We start from the raw sequence: 19,316 nt of genomic DNA, 5'->3' as shown, positions 1-19,316 counted from the left end.
AGAGTGGGATGGCGATCACTATCGTGGATGCCGCGACGGTGCGATGTGAACGTGCGGCGCACGGCGCGTCCTATAATCGGCGGTCTCTGTTCAAGGAGGTCACGGCATGAATGCCCGGACCAGCAACGAAGGCGCAACCCAGGATGCGCCGCGCGATGCCGCCACCGCGGCATTCGACCCCACCTACACCTCGGCCAACAGCGAGGCGCGTGCAGCTGCAGGTGGCTACTCGGTCACCCTGAATGCTGGTGATGGTGCACTGAAAGTGGGCGCTGAACAGAAGCGCTCCGCATCCAGCCTGGCGTCACAGTTCCAGGGCACGTCGTTGAACATGGCCGGCATCGCCACGGCAGACGGTGGCCGCGAATACCTGTTGACGATGGAATCGGTGGTGGCTGCCAGCGTCAAGGGCGGCGGCTTCCAGGACACCAGCAGCACCGGCGTGCGTGGACGCTACCGGGTCACCCTGCCCAGCGACGCGGTGGACGTCGATCCGACCCGCATCAACCCGTTCGATCCGCACACCATTCCCAAGGGCGGCAGCGTCGCGCTGGATGGCCAGCAGTTCAACGGCACGGCGCTGGAGGGCAGCTTCCGCAACATCGCCGTGCAGAGCCAGACCACCGAGGCAGCCGGCGCCAGCTACCGGGTGGATCGCCTGGACGATGGCCGGGTACGCGTCACCACCGGTCCCAACGAGGCGGTTGAAGCATTCAATGGCCTGGGGTTCAGTGCCGGCCGTTTCAGCGCGGTTGCGGGTCGCCAGGATGCGCTTGGGCATTCGGCCGTGCGCACTGCCACCTTCAATCTTGACCAGCCCGAAGGCCGCCAGGCCTATGAACAGTTCATCGACAACGGAACCCTGGATGGCCGCACGCCCGGCGTGCAGGACCTGGCGACGGTGGAACGGCTTGGCATGAGTTCGCAGACGCGGCTGAAGGTCGGGCAGGGCGATACCTTCGGCATCGATCTGGCTGGCGCACGCAACAGCGGCGAGGTGGTGCGGGTGGGTCGCGAAGATGGCAGCGTTACCGAAACACGCAACGTGCAGTACAACGGCAACCTGCCGGCCAGCCGGGTCAGTGCCTATGCTGCCGATGGCCAGGAGGACCTGGCACAGCGCCGCTATGAATTCACCTTTGATCTGCGCGACCATGCGCAGGGCGAGCAGATTGCCAGCATGGTCAATGCGGCCTTGTTTGGCGATGCCGCTGGCGATCGCGGCCCGATGAAGGCCGGCGAGCTCAACACCCTCAGCTTCAGCCAGGCGCAGATGCGCACGCTGATGGAGCGCACCCAGTCGATGGTGCAGGACAACCCGATGCTGGGGCCGTCCTGGCAGGTGCTGGCCAATGATGGCAGTGGAAAGCCGCAGCAGGATGTGGATGCCTTCGCCACCGGCCTGGCGCGCAACCAGGGCCAGTCTGCGCAGGGCATGGCCGAGCGCATGTTCCATATTGCCGCTGCCGGTGGCAGGGATCTGCAGAAGATCGACGCCAGCGTGCAGGGCGACCACCTGCAGCAGCTGCCGGCGCCGTCACCGTTGCTGCCACAGCAGGACCCACGCAACAGTGCCAGCGCGGACCACCCCCTGTGGCTGCAGAGCCAGGGCGCGGTGGGCAGCCTGGACCGCGCGATGGGGCGCCAGCCCGATGAGATGAGCGAGCGCCTGGGCATGGCGCTGCTGGTGGCCGCCAAGGGCAAGGGCATGCAACGGATTGACCAGGCCGTGCTCAGCGACGATGGACGCTATGCGTTTGCCGTGCAGGGTGAACCGCACGCAGCTGACCGGCAGATTGCGCGCGCCGACACTGCACAGGCGGTGGCGACGCCGGTCAGCGATCAGGTGCGCGAACTGCAGCAGGCGCCGGCGCCGGTGGAAACCACGCCGCCCGCGCAGGCCAGCCAGCAGCAGGACCAGGAGCGCGAGCAACAGGTGCAGGAACAGGCAGCGCGCAGCATGGCGCGCTGATGGGAATCGACCAGTGCCGGGGGCAAGCTCACTGCACTGGCATGCGGCGCCCTCGAATCAGCCCTGGAAGCTGCCCAGCGCGGGGCAGGTCCTGCGCAGGGTTTCATCGGGCACCGTGAGGTAGCGCTGGATGGCCGTCTCTTCAATGCCGCGGCTGAGCAGGTGCCCGTGACTCCACTTGCGCAGCATGGGAATGTCGCTGGCCAGACAGGCATAGCGCGTCGCTGCCAACAGGTTCCAGTCGGTCGGGTACTGGCTGGTGATGTCCTCCAGGCCACGCCGCATCAACGGCCAGTCGACCTGCGAATGCTGGAATACTTCCTGCCCCGGAAGTGAATCGGTGGCCGACCAGTACATGCGGGCGTACAGCGCGGCACGCTGCTTCTTCGGGGCCCGCAACAGGGCGCGCTGCGCAAAGTCTTCCATCTGCTGCACGTCGCCATGCCAGTGCGGGGTGAAGTTGGCCATGACCATCAGGTACAACGGATCGTACGCTGGAAAGGCCTGGGTCCCCTCGTCGAACACCGCCATGATCCGGGAGGGTTCGCCATCCTCGCGCAGTGCGATCAGTGCCGCCATCTCGTACCAGTAGGGATCGCGCTTGGCCACGGCCTTGTTGGCCTGCAGGTAGTCCGATGCAACTGCGGTGTACTCCCGGAACGGCGCCCAGTCCTGCGCGCCCACTTCAGCGGAATAGCCGCCACCTCGATAGCTCCACGCCAGATTGAGTGGTACACGTGCCGACATGATGTGTGCCGCCGGGGAACGCGGCGACTGCTTCACCCAGCGTGCTGCCCACTCGGTCCAGGTATTCCAGTGCTGCACGTCCTGGCGCTCGGTGCCGATATGGCGCGACATGCAGATATAGAAACGCGCGATCTTGAGCGCGCCGCTGCGGTTGCGTGCGCCATCGCGAAGCTGCTCGGCCATGGCATCCAAGGCCTTGAAATCCTCACCATCCATCAGCGGCGCGATCTGCTCGCACTGGGCCTCCGAATCGGGATCTTCATCTGCACGCGCGTTCGCGCAAAGCAGTACGGACGCGCTCAACAGCGTCATGGCGAAGTGCATCCTGCGCATCGAAATCATCCTTGGTGGTGTGGAAAGCCAGGCATTACCCCGGCCGTGCCCGAACGATACAAGACCAACCGCCCCCACGCACCCATCGGTCTCGCCGGCCGCTGCCCGGCAATCCTGCCCTCGCCGGTGCGGCAGGCGGAGGAGGTGGCCAGGCGACGGTTGCACAAGGGATTGACCACGCCAGTATCCGGGCTCAGGCTGACGCCCACGTATGGCCGCCCAACGCCTCCCACCGACGTGCACTGCCATGCCGTTGCCCGGTCGTCCGCGCAGCGGGGCAGGCCGGTTCGATGCCTTCGACCACGCCTGCAGCGTCTGGTTCGCAGGCACCGCGACCCTGCACGCCGCACGCCGGTACCTGCGCGCCATGGCCGCGGCATGAGCCAGAGCCCCGAACTCCTGCGCCGCCTGCTGCGCGCGAAGGACCACATGGACCGTGCCAGCCACGAGGACTGGCCGGTAGCCCGGCTTGCACAGGTCAGCGCGGTTTCCCCGGCCCACTTCGCACGCTCCTTCAAGGAGGCGTTCGGCGTGCCGCCGCACCGCTACCTGCTCAGCCGACGCATCGAGCGTGCCGTTGCCCTGCTGCGCGACACCGATCTGGCCATTACCGAAATCGCACTGCAGACCGGCTGGACCAGCCTGGGCACCTTCGGCCGCATCTTCCGTGACATCACCGGCGACAGCCCCGGCGCCGTGCGCGAGCACGCGCGGGTCCATACGCCGCCGCCTGGGCCCGTGCCCGAATGCCACGCCCGTGCCGCCCAGCGCCCGGACCTGAAGATCGCAGTTTTGGAGAAGCGCCGCCGTGCCGGCCTTGCTAGCGTAGATTCCACCTGAGGGAGAACCGTATGACTGGCATGGTGAATGTGGTTGGCCTGTATGTGCACGACCAGGACGAGGCACTCGATTTCTACGTGGGCAAACTGGGGTTCCAGGTGCATACCGATGTCGGCAGCGGTGATTACCGCTGGCTGACCGTGCAATCGGGTGGCGCAGGCGGGTTCCAGCTGGGGCTGTTCAAGCCGGGTCCGCCGGTACACGACGCTGCCACCGCGCTGACGCTGCAGCAGATGGTGGCCAAGGGCGCGATGCCGCCGCTGGTGCTGGCCGTGCAGAACTGCCGCGCAAGCTACGCCCAGATGCTGGCCAAGGGCGTGGAATTCACCCAGGAACCGGTGGAGCGCTATGGCGCGGTGGATGCCGGATTCCGTGATCCCTCCGGCAACGGCTGGAAGATGATCGAGCGGCTGGCCCAGGACGCATCGGGGAAGGTGCAATGAAGGCGGGCGGCTGGGCGCGGCCGGTGCATCGCTGGACCTCGATCGTGTTCACGCTGGCGGTGGTCGCCAACTTCATCGCCAGGGGCGTTGGGCAGGGCGAGCCCGCAGCCTGGCTGACCTACTCGCCGCTGCCACCCTTGTTCCTGCAGTTGTTCACCGGGCTGTATCTGTTCGCACTGCATTTCCGCCGCGCGCGCTCACCGGCAATCCAGGGCGGCGCGGCGGGCTGAAAGGCGCGCGCGAGCGGGCGGGCGCCCATGCTGCGACGCAAGGTGTCAGCCACCATTCGCACTGGTACGGTCCACCCGTTGCACCACCTGCAACGGGGAGAGACCACGATGCGCAAGGTATTGCTGCTGTTGATCCTGTTGACCGGCCTGACGCCCGTTGCCTGGGCCGCCACGGTCAAGACCACCCACCGCACCGTTCCCAGCTGGGATGGAACGCCGCTCGGGGTGTTTGTCATCGAACCGCAAGGGCAGGGCACCGGCAGCTTTCCGCTGCTGGTGATGCCCAGCAGCTGGGCGGTCCCCAGCGTGGAATACGTGGGCGTGGCGCAGGCGCTGGCCAAGCGCGGTTACGTGGTCATCAGCTACAGCTCACGTGGCTTCTGGGAATCGGGTGGGGCCATCGATATTGCCGGGCCGGCCACCGTTGAAGATGTCAGTGCCCTGATCGACTGGGCGCTGGCCAACACCCAGGCCGACCCCGGTCGCATCGGCGTTTCGGGCATTTCCTATGGCGCCGGTACCAGCCTGCTGGCGGCTGCCCGCGACCCCCGCATCAAGGCGGTTGCTGCCCTGAGCGGATGGGCCGATCTGCAGGCGTCGCTGTACGCCAACGATACCCCCAGTGCCCAGGGCATCGCCTTGCTGGTCGCGGCGGGCCTGGTTACCGGACGCCCGGGGCAGGAGCTGGCCACGATCAACCGCAACGTACTGGTCGGCAACTATCAGGGCGCGGTGGAATCCTTGCTGCCGGTGGCATCGATCCGCAGCCCGGCGGCGAGCATCGATGAGATCAACGCCAACCGTCCGGCCGTGTTCCTGGCCAACGCGTTCAACGACAGCCTGTTTCCGCCGGGCCAGCTGGTGGACTTCTTCAACCAGCTGCAGGGGCCCAAGCAGTTGCAGCTGCGGCATGGCGACCATGCGCTCAACGAGGCGTTGGGTGCGCTGGGTATTCCCAACGAGGTCTACGACTCGGTGGGTGATTGGTTCGACCACTATCTGAAAGGTGCCGCCAACGGCATCGATCGCGCGCCGAGCGTGCAGCTGAAATCACAGAAGGGCAACTGGCGCCGCTACGCAGACTGGCCGGCCACCAACGAGGGTGCCACCCGCTATGCGCTGACCGCACCGGGTGGCCTGCTGCTGCCCACCGGCGGCCTGGTGGAGAACGGACGCAGCAACGGCTGGAGCTATCGCATCGGCAGTGGCCTGGCGACAGCCGCCAATTCCGGCGTGGCGCTGGTGTCGGGCTCATTGCAGATGGTCAACGTGGCACCGGGCGCGTACGTGCCCTTCATCGGTCGCACCGCCGCCGGCGTCTGGCAGGGGCCGGTCTACTGGAACGCCCGCCGCCTGGATGGGGCACCGGAATTACGCGTGACCGTGACCCCCAGCCGTGCCAACACCACGCTGTATGCCTACCTGTATGCCGAGGATGTACTGGGCAACGCCCAGTTGATCAGCCATAAGCCCTACACCCTGCGCGGTGTCGCGGCGGGGCAGGCAACGACGCTGGACCTGCGCATGGAAGCCAGCAGCTGGAACCTGCCTGCCGGCAGCCGCCTGACCTTGGTGGTGGATACCGTGGACCTGCGCTATGCCGGCATCAGCCAGCTGGGCGGGTCGGTCACCTTCACTTCGCCGGCCTCGGCACCGTCGGTGCTGAAGGTGCCGTTGCACTGAAGGGCAGGCAGCGTACCCGCCGGGACGGGTGCGCTGCCGACCACCGGGCTGCGAGCTGCGCTGCCCTCAGCTCAGGTCGCAACCGCTGGGCAGCGGCCAGCTCGCAGTGGGCAGCATGTTCTTCAGCGGCGCCGGTGCGTTGATGGCCACATAGCCTGCGCCGAGCAGCTCTTCCAGATCGGCGATGGTCACCAGGTAGTTGTCCAGGCTGCCCAGGCCGGCCTCATTGGGAATGATCCAGCTGATTGCCTTTGCCGTGCCGGTGGCCGGGTCGGTGGTGATGATCGTCTTCCAGAAGAATTCCGGGGTTGGAATGCCGTGGCTGGCCAGGAAGTAGTCATTGGCTGCATCCCCGTACACCACTCCGCCGTAGACATCGACCGGGGCGATATCGCGGTAACACTCGGCCACGTTCTCGGCCTTCACCCAGATGCCCTGGTTGAAGCCGGACACCTGCGGAACGATGTTGCTCATGTAGTTGGCGCGACGGATGTAGGTCGCGCTGTAGTCCATGTGATTGGAGGTGACCAGATGGCCACGGTCGTAGCCTGATCGCACGCTGGCATAGGACGCCGTGCTGCCCTGGCCCACGCAGCCGGCGGGCAGGTCCGGGTCCTTGTAGAAGCTCGACGGCCGGGCCGCCGAGCCGGTGTCGGCCAACAGGGTGTACTCGTAGCGGGTGGCGCTGTGGAGGCTGCAATCATAGGTGAGCACAAAGCCACCCTTGTTGAGGGTGACCACCTGCGCCTGTGCGGCGCCGGCCACGGTGCTGAGGGCGAGGACAAGAAGGAACGTTGCAAGGCGCATTGCGCTTTCTCCAGTGATTTCTTCAGGGCGCAGCCGGCCGCCGCACAGGCAGGGCCTGCGTCGTGGATGAGACTGCGGTGAGGGGTATCTGCAAGCGATGCTGCGAAGTGCGACTGCGCTTGCCTGCCACGGGGTGGCGCGCAGTGCAGCAAGCGTCATGTGCAGACGCGTTTGGCGTCAACGACGAATGTCTGAAGATGTGACTGGGCGCATGCACTGCATGCGTGTCAGGCCGTCATGCCCGCAGCTGACATCGCCGCATGCTAGGTGCTGGCGGGGGCGCGGCAGCGCTTCCAGCGTGAGGCGCCACGCGCATTGAACGGGGCCGTGTGGCCCCTTGTGGCAGCGAGGCCGTAGCAGCACACTGCGCGGCACGCTTCCAGTCAGGACATTGCCGCATGAACCTACGCATCACCTGCCAATGCGGTGAAAACGCTGTTGAACTGCATGGAGCGCCCGTTGCACGGGCCAATTGTCACTGCACCACCTGCAGGGATTTCTACGGGGCTGCCATGCTGTCTGCCACCGCGTGGGACCGCGCATCCGTAGTGCCTGCAGCCACGAACACCACGCATTTCCAGCATCCCGCCAAGCAGCTTTCCAAGACTTTCTGCCGGCAGTGCGGCGATGTGCTGTTCGGCACCAATCGCCTGGGCCTGTATGTGGTGCCGAATGCAGTCGTTGCCCGGGCCGCAGGCGGCGTGCTGGACGCGGCCCTTGTGCCCACGATGCACTTGTTCTATCGCGAGCGCGTGATCGATGTGTCCGATGCGCTGCCCAAGTATCTCGATGGCTGGGATGGCCCGGTGCACGTGGCCTGACCCGCAGCCAATACCCGCGCTGCGGATGAACTGGACCGGCAGTTCCGCGAGAGCGACCACTGAAGCGGGGCCGGGTGCCGCACAGGTCGTGCTCTACAGCGTAGCCTGTGCCTGCAGCGTATATACCCACGCATCCGGGCGCTCGGACAAGCCGGAAGGGCGGGTTACATACTGTACCGACGGCCGCAGCACCAACCACGGCAGTACCTGCATGCCGTAGTTCAGTTCGATCATCTGTTCGCGGGTCTGCACCGGCGCCCCGGTCAGGCGCTGGTAGTCACCCAGCCGACGCGAGAAGTCCAGGCGGGTCCAGGCGATGCTGAGTGCATCGTCTTCGCGGGCGCGCAGCGGGCCACGCCAGCTCAGGCCCAGTTCCCACGAACGGCGCAGCGGGCCGGTACGCACATCGGCCTGGGTGGCGATGGCGAATGCGGAGATGCCACGCACCGTTTCTGCTTCCGGCTTCCAGACGCGCTGTGCCAGCTGGATGTATTCCCCGCTGCGATGCGAGGCCTGGCGTGCATCCGGGTTGCCCAGCACGTTGGCGTTGGAGGTGTCCCAGTAGTAGCCGATCTTGTAGGTGCCGCCGTAGTCGCGCTGGCTGTGGCCGTGCACGTAGCCAAGCTCCACCGGGAAAAACAGCCCTGTGTTGCCGTCCAGTGCGACCTTGAAACCGTTGTTGGACTGCTTGCGGCTGGGGTTCACATCGAAGATGCCGGTCTGCGCATACCAGCCGGAGGGGGCGCTCCACTTCACCCGCAGGCCCCACTGGCCGGTCGGGTTGTCCAGCCAGCCCGAACTGTAGATCGGGCCCAATGGATGGCCGCACTGGCCGTTGTTGTTGAAATTGCAGGTGTAGGGCAGGCCGCCGAAGTCATTGCCCATCGAGAAGAAGCCACCCTTCAGGCTCAACCGCGCGGCCATGAACGACCGCTCGTAGGAGACCTCGTTGAGCCGGAAGTTCTGGCCCTGGCCCCAGAACGCCTGGTTCTGTATGTAGCTGCCGGTGTAGCGATCGTTGGCGGCCTGGCCGAAACGGTCCGACAGCACCACGCGCAGCGTGCCGTCAAAACCCAGCGCTTTGCCGGTGTCGATCACCGCGCCCAGATCGATGTGGGTGGCGGTGGCGGCACCGGAACCCCGATAGCCGCCATCGGCGTAACTGGAACCGATCACCACGCGTGCATTGGGAGTGATGCCGCGATCCTGCAACCAGTGGCGCAGTGCGAGATCCTGGCTGAGCGGAATCTGCTTGACCGATTCGACCGGCTTGGAGGCCGTGCTTTCGCCGGCCATTGCCGGCAGGCTCGCGCCCGCCACGCCGATGGCCAATGCAAGGGGTACAACACGTACTGTCATGCCTGCTTCCTCCGGGCTGCCCTGCGGCGCCAGATCCAGATCGCCACCAGCAGCGCCAACAGGCCCGCCAATGGCAGGCCTATGCTGGTCAGTGTCATCAACAACGGACGCGGGCCACCGGCACGTGCCACTTTTACATCGGCCACCCCCACCGAGTCGCCCGGACCGAACTGCTGCCGTACGTAAGTGGCCAGGCTGGCCACTTCTTCGTCGGTGAGCGGCTGCACGTACGAGCCGGTCGAGAAGTGCGGCATCAGCACATGCTGGCCGTCCACTTCGCGGTCCACGCCGGTCAGGATGGTGGCCACCAGGTTCTGCGGCGTCGGCGCGCCCACCGTGGTGTTGTGCACCAGCGAGGGGTAGTACTGGTCGCGACTGCCTTCACCGCGGGTGCCGTGGCAGCTGGCACACACGTTGTCGTACAGCACCTGGCCATTGCCCAGCGGCGCAGCCACGCCGCGGATGGCCGTCTCGCCCTGGGTCGCAGCGGACGCAGCGCGCAAGGGCCAACTGTATGCAGGCTGCTTCGCGGCGGGGTCGGCCACCGCCGGCACCGTGCGCAGGTAGACCACGATGGCCGAGATGTCCGCATCGGTCAGTTTGGACAGGCTGTGGGTGATCGCTTCGGCCATGCCGCCGCCGGCCTGCGCCTTGCTCGCCACCTTGCCGGTCTTCAGGTACTGCGCGATTTCCTGGTCGGTCCAGCTGCCGATGCCGCTTACCTTGTGGGAGGTGATGTTGGGCGCATACCACATGCCCAGCGAACCGCCGGACAACGCCTTGCTGCTGTCCTCCTGCATCAGCAGGCCACGCGGACTATGGCAGCTGGAGCAGTGTTCCAGCGCTTCGACCAGATAGGCGCCGCGGTTCCATTGTTCGCCGCGGCCGGCGTTTGCCGCGAGCGGCGTCTTGTCCAGGAACAGCGTGTTCCAGCCAGCCATCGACAAGCGTACGTTGAACGGGAACGGCAGATCGGTGGACGGTGACAACTGCTCCACCGGCGCCACGTCCTGCATGAAATAGGCGTACATGTCGCTGATATCGCGATCGGTCAGCTTCGCGTAGGCGGTATAGGGCATGGCCGGATACAGGTGTGCGCCATCCTTGCGGATACCCTCGCGCACGGCACGGGCGAAGTCGGCTTCGGTGTAGGTGCCGATGCCGAACTTCTTCGAGGGCGTGATGTTGCTGGCCCAGATCGCGCCCATCGGCGATTCGATGGCATAACCGCCGGCAAAGGGCTTTCCATCGCCGGGCTTGGTATGGCAGGCCATGCAGTCGGCCGCCGTGGACAGGTAACGGCCACGTTCGGCGGCTTCATCGGCACGCACCTGCGGCGCATGCGCGGCGGCTGCGATAAGTACGGCGACCAGCAGCGCCCTCACAGTGCACGCTCGATGGCATCGGCGGCCTTGATGCCCAGTGCGGCCATGGTCAGCGTGCTGTTCACCACGCTGGCCGACACCATCGCGCTGCCGCCCGGCAGCCACAGGTTCGGATGGTCATGCGCGCGGCAATCGGCATTGACCACCGAATCGCGCGGATCACTGCCCATGATGGTCGAACCCATGATGTGGTTGTTGGCATTCAGCGCGGTGGTGATTTCGAATTCTTCGGCGTTGAACAGCGTGCCGATATGCCGCAGCTGATCGCAGGCCTTGTCGTATCCCTTGCGGGCATAGTCACCCAGCGAATAGTGGATGTCCGGGCAGGCCAGGCCCAGGCCGTCCGTGCGGGTAGCCGACAGGGTGAGGCGGTTGCTCGGGTCCGGCAGCGGCTCCAGGCTGATGGAGAGGTCGACGCCGTACACCGCGCGACGGCGGATCTCTGCATCCAGTGCATCGCCCACTAGGCCCATCTTCAGCGCCTGCTGGGTTGCGACCGGCACGCGGCTGATGTTGTTGAGGATGATCTTGTTGGCCGAGTATTCGCTGCGGAAGGCGCCGTCACGCGGGCCGACCATGCAGCTGGACTGTGCCGGGCCACGCCCCAGCCAGATCGGCCGGTCGGCCAGGAACGAACAATGGAAGCCGGAGTGATCCATCATGTTCCGGCCCACCTGATCGGAACTGTTGGCGATGCCGCCGGGGTTCTGTTCGTTGGCGGCCAGCAACAGCAGTCGTGGCGTTTCCAGTGCATTGCACGCGATCACGAACTGCTTGCCGGTGGCGATGTGGCTGCCGCGGTTACGGTCATACCAGTGCACGGCGGTGACCCTGTTGCCTGCATCGGTGTCGATGCGGTAGACCACCGCTTCGTCCAGCACCACCGCGCCCACTTTCTCGGCCGCTTCCACCGTGTGGATGCCGTTGTACATTGCCCCGATCGGGCAGATCGGCTGGCAGTTGTTGTTGCCGCAGCAGGCGGGGCGCTCGTTCCAGGGCTGGATCATGCGGCCCTGCGGGATCGGCACCAGGTTGTAGCCGTGCGGGTTGACCACTTCGGCAAACGTGGCATCGCCATGCCCCCACGGGATCATGTCGGCCAGGTAAGGCCTGGAACGTTCCTGCGGGCTCTGCCGGGCCGCATCGTTGGGGCCGGACACACCCATGGCTTCCTCGGCACGGCAGTAGTACGACTCGATCTCGTCATAGCTGATCGGCCAGTCACGGCCTACGCCGTAGGCGGTCTGCATCTTGAAATCCACCGGCAGGTGGCGCCAGCACGATGCGGCCCAGTGCCAGGTGGTGCCGCCAACGGCCTTGATGAAGCCTTGGCGGAAGCTGCTGGCATCGGGGCCACTGAGGGCCACGTAATCGTTGGGCGGAAAGTACAGGGGGGCCGTTGCCAGCGGCGACTGCCGGTACGGACCCTGGAAGTCGCTGCCGATGCGCCGCTCGAAGCTCGCATCGCGCCAGTTCTGCACGACCTCGGCGCGGTCCAGCCGCGGCCCGGCCTCGAGCACGACAACCGAGCGGCCAGCCGCAGCCAGTTGCTGGGCGACCAGGGCGCCAACCACGCCGGAACCAACGACGATGACATCAGCATCGACGTTGCCGTCGGTGAAAGTGGGTTCTTTCATGAGGATCGCTCAATGAGCGCGATGCCGCAGCACCACGCGGAATTCAGGGCATACCGGTACGAAGCAATCAGCCGGCGACAACGGCCGGCGGTGGCGATGCCACCCACCAGCCTGGGCCGCCCATTGCATAGGTCTGCGGGAACAGTCCATCGGCAACCGGACGCTGCATCAGTGCATCGCGATAGGCCACGGTCACCGCAGAGACGCCCTTGCCGACGGTGCCGGTGTACCAGGCCGCGGTGATGGCGAGCATCGCATCACGCCCGGATTCAGTGGCAGCGGCAAGAATCGCCTGTGGCGAGGCGTTGGCCTTGGCCAGACGGGTCAACTCGGGCAGTGCGGCCACGGTGGCCGGCTGCTGTTGCGCCAGTGCATCAAGGATGCGGCTGGAAACATGCCGGTCCAGGTCCTGCTTGCCGGTCAGCGCCGTGCTGAGCTGCAGGAACGCCTCCTGTTCGGGGCTGTAGCGCTGGAGTGGTGCATTGAACGTTGGCTGGGTTGCGGCAGCACTTGAGTCGCTGCGGCGGCAGGCCGCGAGCAACGCCATCGACGCAGACGCCATCAAGAAGCCACGGCGGGAGAGAAAAGGGCGTTGCTGGGCGCCTGCCTGACCGTTGCTGTTGTCCACGGATCGATTCCAAGGCGGTAGGGGCAGCAGCATGGTTGCAGTACATGAACGCGCAATCAATTGCGCAGGCTAATAGTTGCAATTCGGAGGTATTTCCATGGATCGCACGAATGCTTTGCAATCAACGGCTTGGGTGCTCGTGCCGGATGCTGCGGTGGCGCACTGCATAAATGAAACAGGCCGTTTGCAGAGTGGGATGGTGGAGCGCATGTGAAGAGAAGGGCCGCCTGCTGCCAGCGAGGACATTGGACCACTGCAGGTAGCGCGCCTCTGCATCATTCGCACCGCCCACCCGCGGTGATGGCGCAGGCGATGATCGATCAGCCCGACGACATGCTTCCGATCGCTGCGTGGCAATGCGCCATGGCATCTGCGCCGCGTGATTATCCTTCACGCAAACGGATTATCTTCACTTTCATCTTTTGCGACGCCGCGCACGAAACTTCGATAATTTCGGATCATAATCCCGGCCAACTGCAGAAGCGGATGCAAGGTCCGCCATCCAGCCGGAGCGCAATCATCCGGCCCAGTGCAGATGCGGGGAAATACGCTCGGCGCGATACGAATGCAGGTTCATACGTACGTCCAAATGCGAGGGGGCAGGGGATGCGCACGCGAACGCTTGGAATGCTGGCCGTCGGCACGGTTGCCTTGTTGGGTTTCGAAGGCGCCGCGTTTGCCGATATGCCAAGGAACATGATCTTCTTCATGCCGGGCACCGACTGCCCCAAGGGCAGCAGCCGGCTTGCCAACGCCAACGGCCGCATGCTGCTGGTGGCCAACGATGCCGGCGCGATCGGCTCGACCTACGGAAAATCGCTGGCCGACCGCGAGGATCGCAAGCACAAGCACAAGGCAACGGTGTCGACCAAGCTCAACGAGCACTCGATTTCCGCTGCCAGCAGCTGCTGCAACAGCCAGTCGACCCGCAAGGGCGAACACTCGGCAACGCTGGATACCGATGAGGCCGCGTCCGCGCTTCCCTTTGTTCAACTGCTGGCCTGCAAAGTCGATTAGCACGCACGCCTGCACGCGCGTTTTCCACCGGGATGCTTGTCCTTTGCTTCCACCTACATCAACAGGTGCGACATGGCTATCACGCGTCGGTTACATCGGTTCTTCCTGCCCGCGGCCCATGCAGGCCTCCTTCTTTGCGTGATGGCGCCGCCGTTGGCAGCGGCAGCCGATGCAATGCCACTGTTCACCCAGGCCTATTTTGCCGGCACCTGCCCGGAGGGATGGATCGGCGTGGACGGTGCCAAGGGCCGCTTCATCGTGCCGGCGCCGCTGGGGGCCGGGGTGGGGGGCTTTGCGGGCGAAGCGCTGGATGGCAAGAAGGCGCCTCAGCACAAGCACCAGCGCATCGAAGGCAAGATATCGCTGCCATCGAAGAATTTCGTGCTCATTGGCGGCTGCTGCAACGGCAGCCTGGGTGATTCGGGCAACTACGATATCTCCGGGGCGTCCGACGAAGCCACCGGTGACCTGCCGTATGCCCAGTACGGGCTTTGCATGAAGACCACGCCTGACGATGGCTCGCCGGTTCCATCGGGAGTGATGACCTTCATGGCGCAGACCTTGTGCCCTGCAACCTGGAGCGTGGAGAACGCGGTGGCCGGGCGCTACATCGTTGCGCTTCCCGACAACGGCACGCCTTACTACCAGTTCGGCGGCAAGCCGCTGGAGCCCAGTGAAGTGCGCGCACACGCACATGGCATCCAGGGCAAGATTTCATTCGACGGCCATGACATCGCCGGCGCCAGTGGCTGCTGCGCCAGTGGCTACGCATCCAAGGGCGACTTCAGCGTGGTGGATGCCAAGACCGTGCCCGTTACCACGCAGCCGTTCGACAGCGCCGTGCAGGCGCCGTACTACACGGCCTTGATGTGCCGCAAGAACTGATGCCAGACAGACAGGCGCAGGGAGAGCACCATGACGCGGATACCGTGCGACAGCGAACGCGGACAAGCACCCCCTGCGCGATCGCCTGACGATGCCGTTGGGCCGCACCCGTCCAGCGCGTGCAGCCGCAGCCTGCGCGCCGTTGCGCGCGTACTTGCCACGATGTGCCTGGCCGTTGCCACCGGTGCGGCGGCCGAAGATGTACGCCCTGGCGAGACAGACCCCATCAACAACCCGAAGAAGCTCACGCTGTTTCCGGTCAGCACGGTCGGCCTGCTGGCCAGCCAGAATTCCTCGCTCTACAGCGACCTGTTCGACTACGCAGCGGCCGACGCACAGCTGAAGCAATGGACGGTATCGGCGCAGAAGCTGCAGGCTGGTGATACCTGCCAGCAGTCACAGCGCAGGCGCTTGGGTCATGGCCGGGTGTCCACGCCGGAGTTCGAACAGGCGGTGTGCATGACCAATTTTGGCCTGACCGTCTACACCAGCCCGCTGAAGATCAACGATGGCAGCCGCGCAACGCTGTCCTTCCCCAGCCCCTCCACCAGCGCGGCAGGGCGCAACTTCGACCTCGCCATCGGCGAACTGGTGCGTCGGCCCAGCCAGGACGAGCAACCGCGTCAGGCCATCGTCGCGGCATACGCCAACCTGGAGAACCGGCTGCAGATCGATGTGATCATCTGGGTGCCCGAAGCTGGCCAGCCGCCGAAAGCGGGCGCGCAGGGCAGGCTGGAATTGGCCGCCTCGTATGTGGGCCCGGCCGACGAAGCGCCAACCGGTGACGTGGCGGTAGCGCTGGGCGATTTCATGAATGACGGCACGCTGCAGATCATCAGCGCGGCCGATGCCACGGCCAGCCCGGGGCCCGGCCGGGTGCGCCTGGCTGCCTATCGCTACGCCAGCGATGGCGGCACCCACACACTGCAGCGCGTTGGCTCAGCCTATGCCTACGACGTCGCCGAAGGCAGGCCGAGCTCGCTGGCGCTGGCTGCGGCCGACTTCACCGGTCGCGGCCACGAGCAGTTCATCATGAGTTATCTGGTGCCGCGCGATGCCAGCACCCAGCAGATGGCGCTGGTGTACTTCGACCCCGCTACGCTGGATCGGATCGGTCCGGCCAAGGACAAGGCCGTGGTGGGCCCGGTCGCGGCCAACACCTACGCCGACATCGCAACGGGGCTGTTCAAGTTCGACCCCAAGGCAACCGCATCGGTACGCGATCCGTTCTTCCGGCGGCAACTGGCGATCGCCTATGTAGCACCGGATTCACGGGTGCTGGGCAGCGTGCTGCAGGTCAATGATGGCGATCCACCCCGCCTGCAGATGGGGCCGACGGCACAGTTTTCGGCGCAGAAGATGCCGGCGGCAACCCCTGCGCTGGGGCCGTTGATCGCGGCGGGCAACTTCATCGGCTTCAAGAACGATGGCGTCGATCCGCGCCACCAGATTGCCGTTGCGCTGCCCGGCCGTGGTCAGCAGCCCGGCCGGATCGTGCCGGAACTGGTTGTTGCCCGCGTCAACAACGAGACGATGGCGATCGATCCGGTGTACAGCCATCGCATGCCGAACTACGAGGCCAGCGGCCTGGTCTTCGGGGTACCGATCGTGGCCTATGACCGCGGCGGTGATTCGTTGTACCTCGGCAATCCGGCCCACATCACCATCCAGGACATGATCGATCCACAGTACGTGGTCGGCATGCCGCCGCGTCACGTCGATGCACTGCCGGTGCCCTCCGGCGAACAGCCCTATACGATCGTCAACCTGTTGGGCATGTCCGGGCCATCGTCGTTCAATGTGACCCTGCGCGACAGCGCCGACAACACGCTGACCGAAACATCGACCAACGCCAGCTCGGCCCGGTTCGGCAGCGGCACGACCCAGACCGTGGGCAGCACGGTGGGCGGCGGCTTCATGAACATCGCCAACTTCGAGGCCTCGCTGTCGGTCAGGGCCGGTGTTTCGTACGAGACCAACAGCATGGAGCGCAACCTCAACAGCGCCTATCAATCGGTCACCACGCAGAAGGCGGCGACAACCACCCAGGATGACCACCTCGTATTCAACATGCGCCTGCTGGATATATGGCGGTACCCGGTGTACGGGGTGAACCAGAAGCGTTCAGACCGTTTTCCGTTCTACGACATCGTCATTCCCGGGCAGATGATGGAGTACAGCGGCGGCGGCCTGAACTACGACTGGTACAACCCTTCGCACCAGAATTACAACGCCATCAGCTATCCCGAAATTCCGGCACAGGGCCTGTTCGCCACCGACATCGGTAAATTCAGTTACAGGAATGAAGCCGGCAAACAGGTGGAAGTGGCAGGCAAGCCGCTCAACAGCCCCATCGCGCGTGCGTTCGACGGCAATGCGCAGAGCTTGAGCCTGGATTACACCACCGAGTCGGGGTCCAGCAGCGAGAAATCGTTCTCCTACTCACTCAGCAGGAGCCTGGATATCACCACCGGTTTCCGGGCATCGGCGGACGTGCGCATGTTCAGCGGCAGTGCGAACTACGAGGGCACCGTCAGCCTGTCCGATACCTCCAGCTGGGAGAGCAGCGTGGTGTCCCAGCGCACCATGCGCAATTCGCGCGGCATCACCCTGGAACAGCCGGATGTCACCGGCATCGCATCGATGGCCTACCACTACCAGACGCTGATCTACGTCACCGGCAACGGCGGCATCAAGGTGGCGCATGGCACCGATTTCCTGCGTTCCAGCGGCGGTGCCCGCTGGTGGAAGAACACCTATGGGGGGCGGCCCGATCCGGCGCTGAACCTGCCGTGGCGAATGGCCTACGACCCGATGCAGGGTGCCTGGACGCTGGCGCCGGAGGATGCGTACTTCCGCCTGCGCGGGCTGAAGATCACCGAAGCGCTGCCGGACGCGGTGACGGGGGAGTACGCGCCGCTGCTGGGCGGCGTTGATGCGGGCACCAAGGTCAGGCTGGTGGTGCCGGTGCACAACAACTCCCTTGATACCGCCGCGCAGAAGGTCGTTGTCGCCTTTGCTTACCACGCACGCGCGGCGGACGCCGACAGGCTGGCCCATGGCAAGCGCGTGAAACCGGGTGAGGAAACATTTGTCGAGTTCGCACGCTCCAAGCCGATCACCATCGCGCCACGTGCAATCGCCAATGTCGAGGCGCTGTGGGATACCTCCCGGCTTGGCGGCAGTGATGCCGGCATCGCCTATGACATCAAGGTCACCGTGGATCCTGACGACACGATTCCCGACAAGCTGCACGGGTCGGACCCGGCAGCGGGCGCGCAGACCATCGGGCGCTGGCCCTGGAATGGCGGCTTCTGGATCTTCAACACCACCGCTGCCAGCGCCGCCGATGTCGCCGGCAAGCGTCGGGCGCCGCAGGCGCCACGCCTGGCGTTGCGCCTGCCGCCGCCAGCGGCAGCGGCGACAGGCCGGGGCAGGGCGGCTGCAGATACCGTCACGGTAACCATCGACATGCCCGTGGCGGACCGGTCGCTGCGGCGGGTGGTGATCAGCGGCGTGGATGCGGCCGGCAAGCACATCGCGCTGGCCTCGCGTTCGCTCTACGGCCTGGGCCCGGGCCAGCATCAGTTCGACATTGCGCTGGGGGCGCCCGATGCACTCGCCGGGCTGTCCTCGGTGAATGCCTGGTTGTCGTCGGGTGCGTTGCGTGGCGAGCCGCACGGCGGCATCGGTGCTGCGCTGGTCGGAGCGGCCGGCCCGGAAGCGAAGCAATCCCGTCCAGCACAGAAGGAGAAATAGCGCGTATGGCGCAGCAGCGGAACATCGACGTCAACTCAATCAGGAGTACTCCAATGAAAGCGATCTTCATGGCTGCGGTGCTGGTGATGGGCGCCATTCCCACCGCCAACGCGGTGCAGTGCTACCAGGGCAAGGCAACGGTGAAACAGTCCGCGCCCGCGAACATGTGCACACCCAAGGAAAAGGGCTATGCCAATACCGGCAAGGGCCCGCTCACGCATGCTGGCTGCACCGCTGCCAAGAACCAGGCGGCGGGCAAGCTCAGGCCACGTCTGCAGCAGTCATGCCGTGCGTACGTGCAGACCAATGAGCCGTGCACCGTCATCGAGCTTCCGGCCTGTACCTGAGGCGGGGGCTGCACCGGAGCCGCGGTGCATGCGGGGCGGCAGGGAACAGGTTGGCCCGGGGCGGTGTGCCTGGGCCAGTTCAATGGCACGCCGGGCGCAGCCATGCGCCGCGGTGATCGCAACCAGGAGAGTGCGATGAGCGACTGCAGAACATTCAACGGTGTTACCGAAGCCATCTTCAGTTGCGTCAAGAAGAAGAGCTTCGATGAACATGGCACCGTCTACGAGCCGGCGAACGGCAACCAAGGCAGGGCCACAACGAAGGTGCCGGTGGTCGGCACCGTCATCGTCAGCTTCAACTTCGATCCGGGCACCGCGGCCATCACCTACTGTATTGTTTCCAAGCCGTGGATCGTTTCCGCCAGCCAGGTCTTCGATGGCGTCGGCGATACCATCAACAGCTGCCGCAAGCAGTAGCCCGCC

Annotated in this window: 17 protein-coding genes; 11 read left to right on the top strand and 6 right to left on the bottom strand. The window is 65.4% G+C overall.

What is annotated here, in order from left to right; genetic code table 11:
• Window positions 1-106: 106 nt before the first annotated feature.
• A complete protein-coding gene (locus tag ACVOLJ_RS01095; RefSeq protein WP_481563222.1) occupies window positions 107-1,972 on the top strand; it encodes an XVIPCD domain-containing protein in 1,866 nt (621 codons plus the stop codon).
• Between the two features lie 57 nt (window positions 1,973-2,029).
• Here the strand turns inward: ACVOLJ_RS01095 and ACVOLJ_RS01090 are convergent, their stop codons facing one another.
• Window positions 2,030-3,052 (bottom strand): hypothetical protein, encoded by a 1,023-nt coding sequence (locus tag ACVOLJ_RS01090; RefSeq protein WP_475278860.1) that lies wholly within the window; start codon window positions 3,050-3,052, stop codon window positions 2,030-2,032.
• Window positions 3,053-3,430: 378 nt separating this feature from the next.
• On the opposite strand from ACVOLJ_RS01090, the gene ACVOLJ_RS01085 reads away from it, so the two are divergent.
• From ACVOLJ_RS01085 to ACVOLJ_RS01070, 4 genes are all read left to right on the top strand, one after another.
• Window positions 3,431-3,892: a helix-turn-helix domain-containing protein gene (locus ACVOLJ_RS01085; protein ID WP_481563221.1), complete on the top strand. Its 462-nt coding sequence runs from the start codon at window positions 3,431-3,433 to the stop codon at window positions 3,890-3,892.
• 11 nt (window positions 3,893-3,903) lie between these two features.
• Complete coding sequence (locus ACVOLJ_RS01080) at window positions 3,904-4,335, top strand: VOC family protein (protein WP_481563220.1); 432 nt, start codon at window positions 3,904-3,906, stop codon at window positions 4,333-4,335.
• Window positions 4,332-4,565, top strand: a complete 234-nt coding sequence (locus tag ACVOLJ_RS01075; protein ID WP_481563219.1) for a hypothetical protein — start codon at window positions 4,332-4,334, stop codon at window positions 4,563-4,565. The genes ACVOLJ_RS01080 and ACVOLJ_RS01075 overlap by 4 nt, the downstream gene beginning before the upstream one ends.
• Window positions 4,566-4,673: 108 nt before the next feature.
• Window positions 4,674-6,248, top strand: coding sequence for an alpha/beta fold hydrolase (locus tag ACVOLJ_RS01070; protein ID WP_481563218.1), 1,575 nt, complete (start codon window positions 4,674-4,676; stop codon window positions 6,246-6,248).
• A gap of 66 nt (window positions 6,249-6,314) precedes the next feature.
• Here the strand turns inward: ACVOLJ_RS01070 and ACVOLJ_RS01065 are convergent, their stop codons facing one another.
• Complete coding sequence (locus ACVOLJ_RS01065) at window positions 6,315-7,055, bottom strand: DNA/RNA non-specific endonuclease (protein ID WP_481563217.1); 741 nt, start codon at window positions 7,053-7,055, stop codon at window positions 6,315-6,317.
• A gap of 398 nt (window positions 7,056-7,453) precedes the next feature.
• On the opposite strand from ACVOLJ_RS01065, the gene ACVOLJ_RS01060 reads away from it, so the two are divergent.
• The gene (locus ACVOLJ_RS01060) at window positions 7,454-7,876 is read left to right on the top strand and encodes a GFA family protein (RefSeq protein ID WP_475278854.1); all 423 of its coding nucleotides are present in this window, start codon (window positions 7,454-7,456) and stop codon (window positions 7,874-7,876) included.
• 93 nt (window positions 7,877-7,969) lie between these two features.
• On the opposite strand, the gene ACVOLJ_RS01055 is transcribed toward ACVOLJ_RS01060, so the two are convergent.
• From ACVOLJ_RS01055 to ACVOLJ_RS01040, 4 genes are all read right to left on the bottom strand, one after another.
• On the bottom strand, window positions 7,970-9,235 hold the full coding sequence (locus ACVOLJ_RS01055; protein WP_481563216.1) for a carbohydrate porin: 1,266 nt from the start codon (window positions 9,233-9,235) through the stop codon (window positions 7,970-7,972).
• Entirely contained in the window at window positions 9,232-10,620 is a 1,389-nt protein-coding gene (locus ACVOLJ_RS01050; protein WP_481563215.1) for a c-type cytochrome, read from the bottom strand. The genes ACVOLJ_RS01055 and ACVOLJ_RS01050 overlap by 4 nt, the downstream gene beginning before the upstream one ends.
• A complete protein-coding gene (locus ACVOLJ_RS01045) occupies window positions 10,617-12,257 on the bottom strand; it encodes a GMC family oxidoreductase (protein ID WP_481563214.1) in 1,641 nt (546 codons plus the stop codon). The genes ACVOLJ_RS01050 and ACVOLJ_RS01045 overlap by 4 nt, the downstream gene beginning before the upstream one ends.
• 67 nt (window positions 12,258-12,324) lie before the next feature.
• The gene (locus tag ACVOLJ_RS01040) at window positions 12,325-12,918 is read right to left on the bottom strand and encodes a sugar dehydrogenase complex small subunit (protein ID WP_481563213.1); all 594 of its coding nucleotides are present in this window, start codon (window positions 12,916-12,918) and stop codon (window positions 12,325-12,327) included.
• A gap of 279 nt (window positions 12,919-13,197) precedes the next feature.
• On the opposite strand from ACVOLJ_RS01040, the gene ACVOLJ_RS01035 reads away from it, so the two are divergent.
• The 5 genes from ACVOLJ_RS01035 (at window position 13,198) to ACVOLJ_RS01015 (ending at window position 19,310) form a co-directional block, all read left to right on the top strand.
• On the top strand, window positions 13,198-13,902 hold the full coding sequence (locus ACVOLJ_RS01035) for a hypothetical protein (protein WP_481563212.1): 705 nt from the start codon (window positions 13,198-13,200) through the stop codon (window positions 13,900-13,902).
• Between the two features lie 174 nt (window positions 13,903-14,076).
• Window positions 14,077-14,787 (top strand): hypothetical protein, encoded by a 711-nt coding sequence (locus ACVOLJ_RS01030; protein WP_481563211.1) that lies wholly within the window; start codon window positions 14,077-14,079, stop codon window positions 14,785-14,787.
• 30 nt (window positions 14,788-14,817) lie between these two features.
• A complete protein-coding gene (locus ACVOLJ_RS01025; protein WP_481563210.1) occupies window positions 14,818-18,546 on the top strand; it encodes a hypothetical protein in 3,729 nt (1,242 codons plus the stop codon).
• A 53-nt stretch (window positions 18,547-18,599) separates the two neighbouring features.
• Window positions 18,600-18,893, top strand: a complete 294-nt coding sequence (locus ACVOLJ_RS01020) for a hypothetical protein (protein WP_475278846.1) — start codon at window positions 18,600-18,602, stop codon at window positions 18,891-18,893.
• 135 nt (window positions 18,894-19,028) lie between these two features.
• Window positions 19,029-19,310, top strand: coding sequence for a hypothetical protein (locus tag ACVOLJ_RS01015; RefSeq protein WP_481563209.1), 282 nt, complete (start codon window positions 19,029-19,031; stop codon window positions 19,308-19,310).
• Window positions 19,311-19,316: the final 6 nt, after the last annotated feature.

This window comes from Stenotrophomonas sp. STEN046 (genome assembly GCF_056759755.1).
Note: the sequence above shows the minus strand (reverse complement) of the source record. Positions and strands in the feature narration are given on the sequence as shown.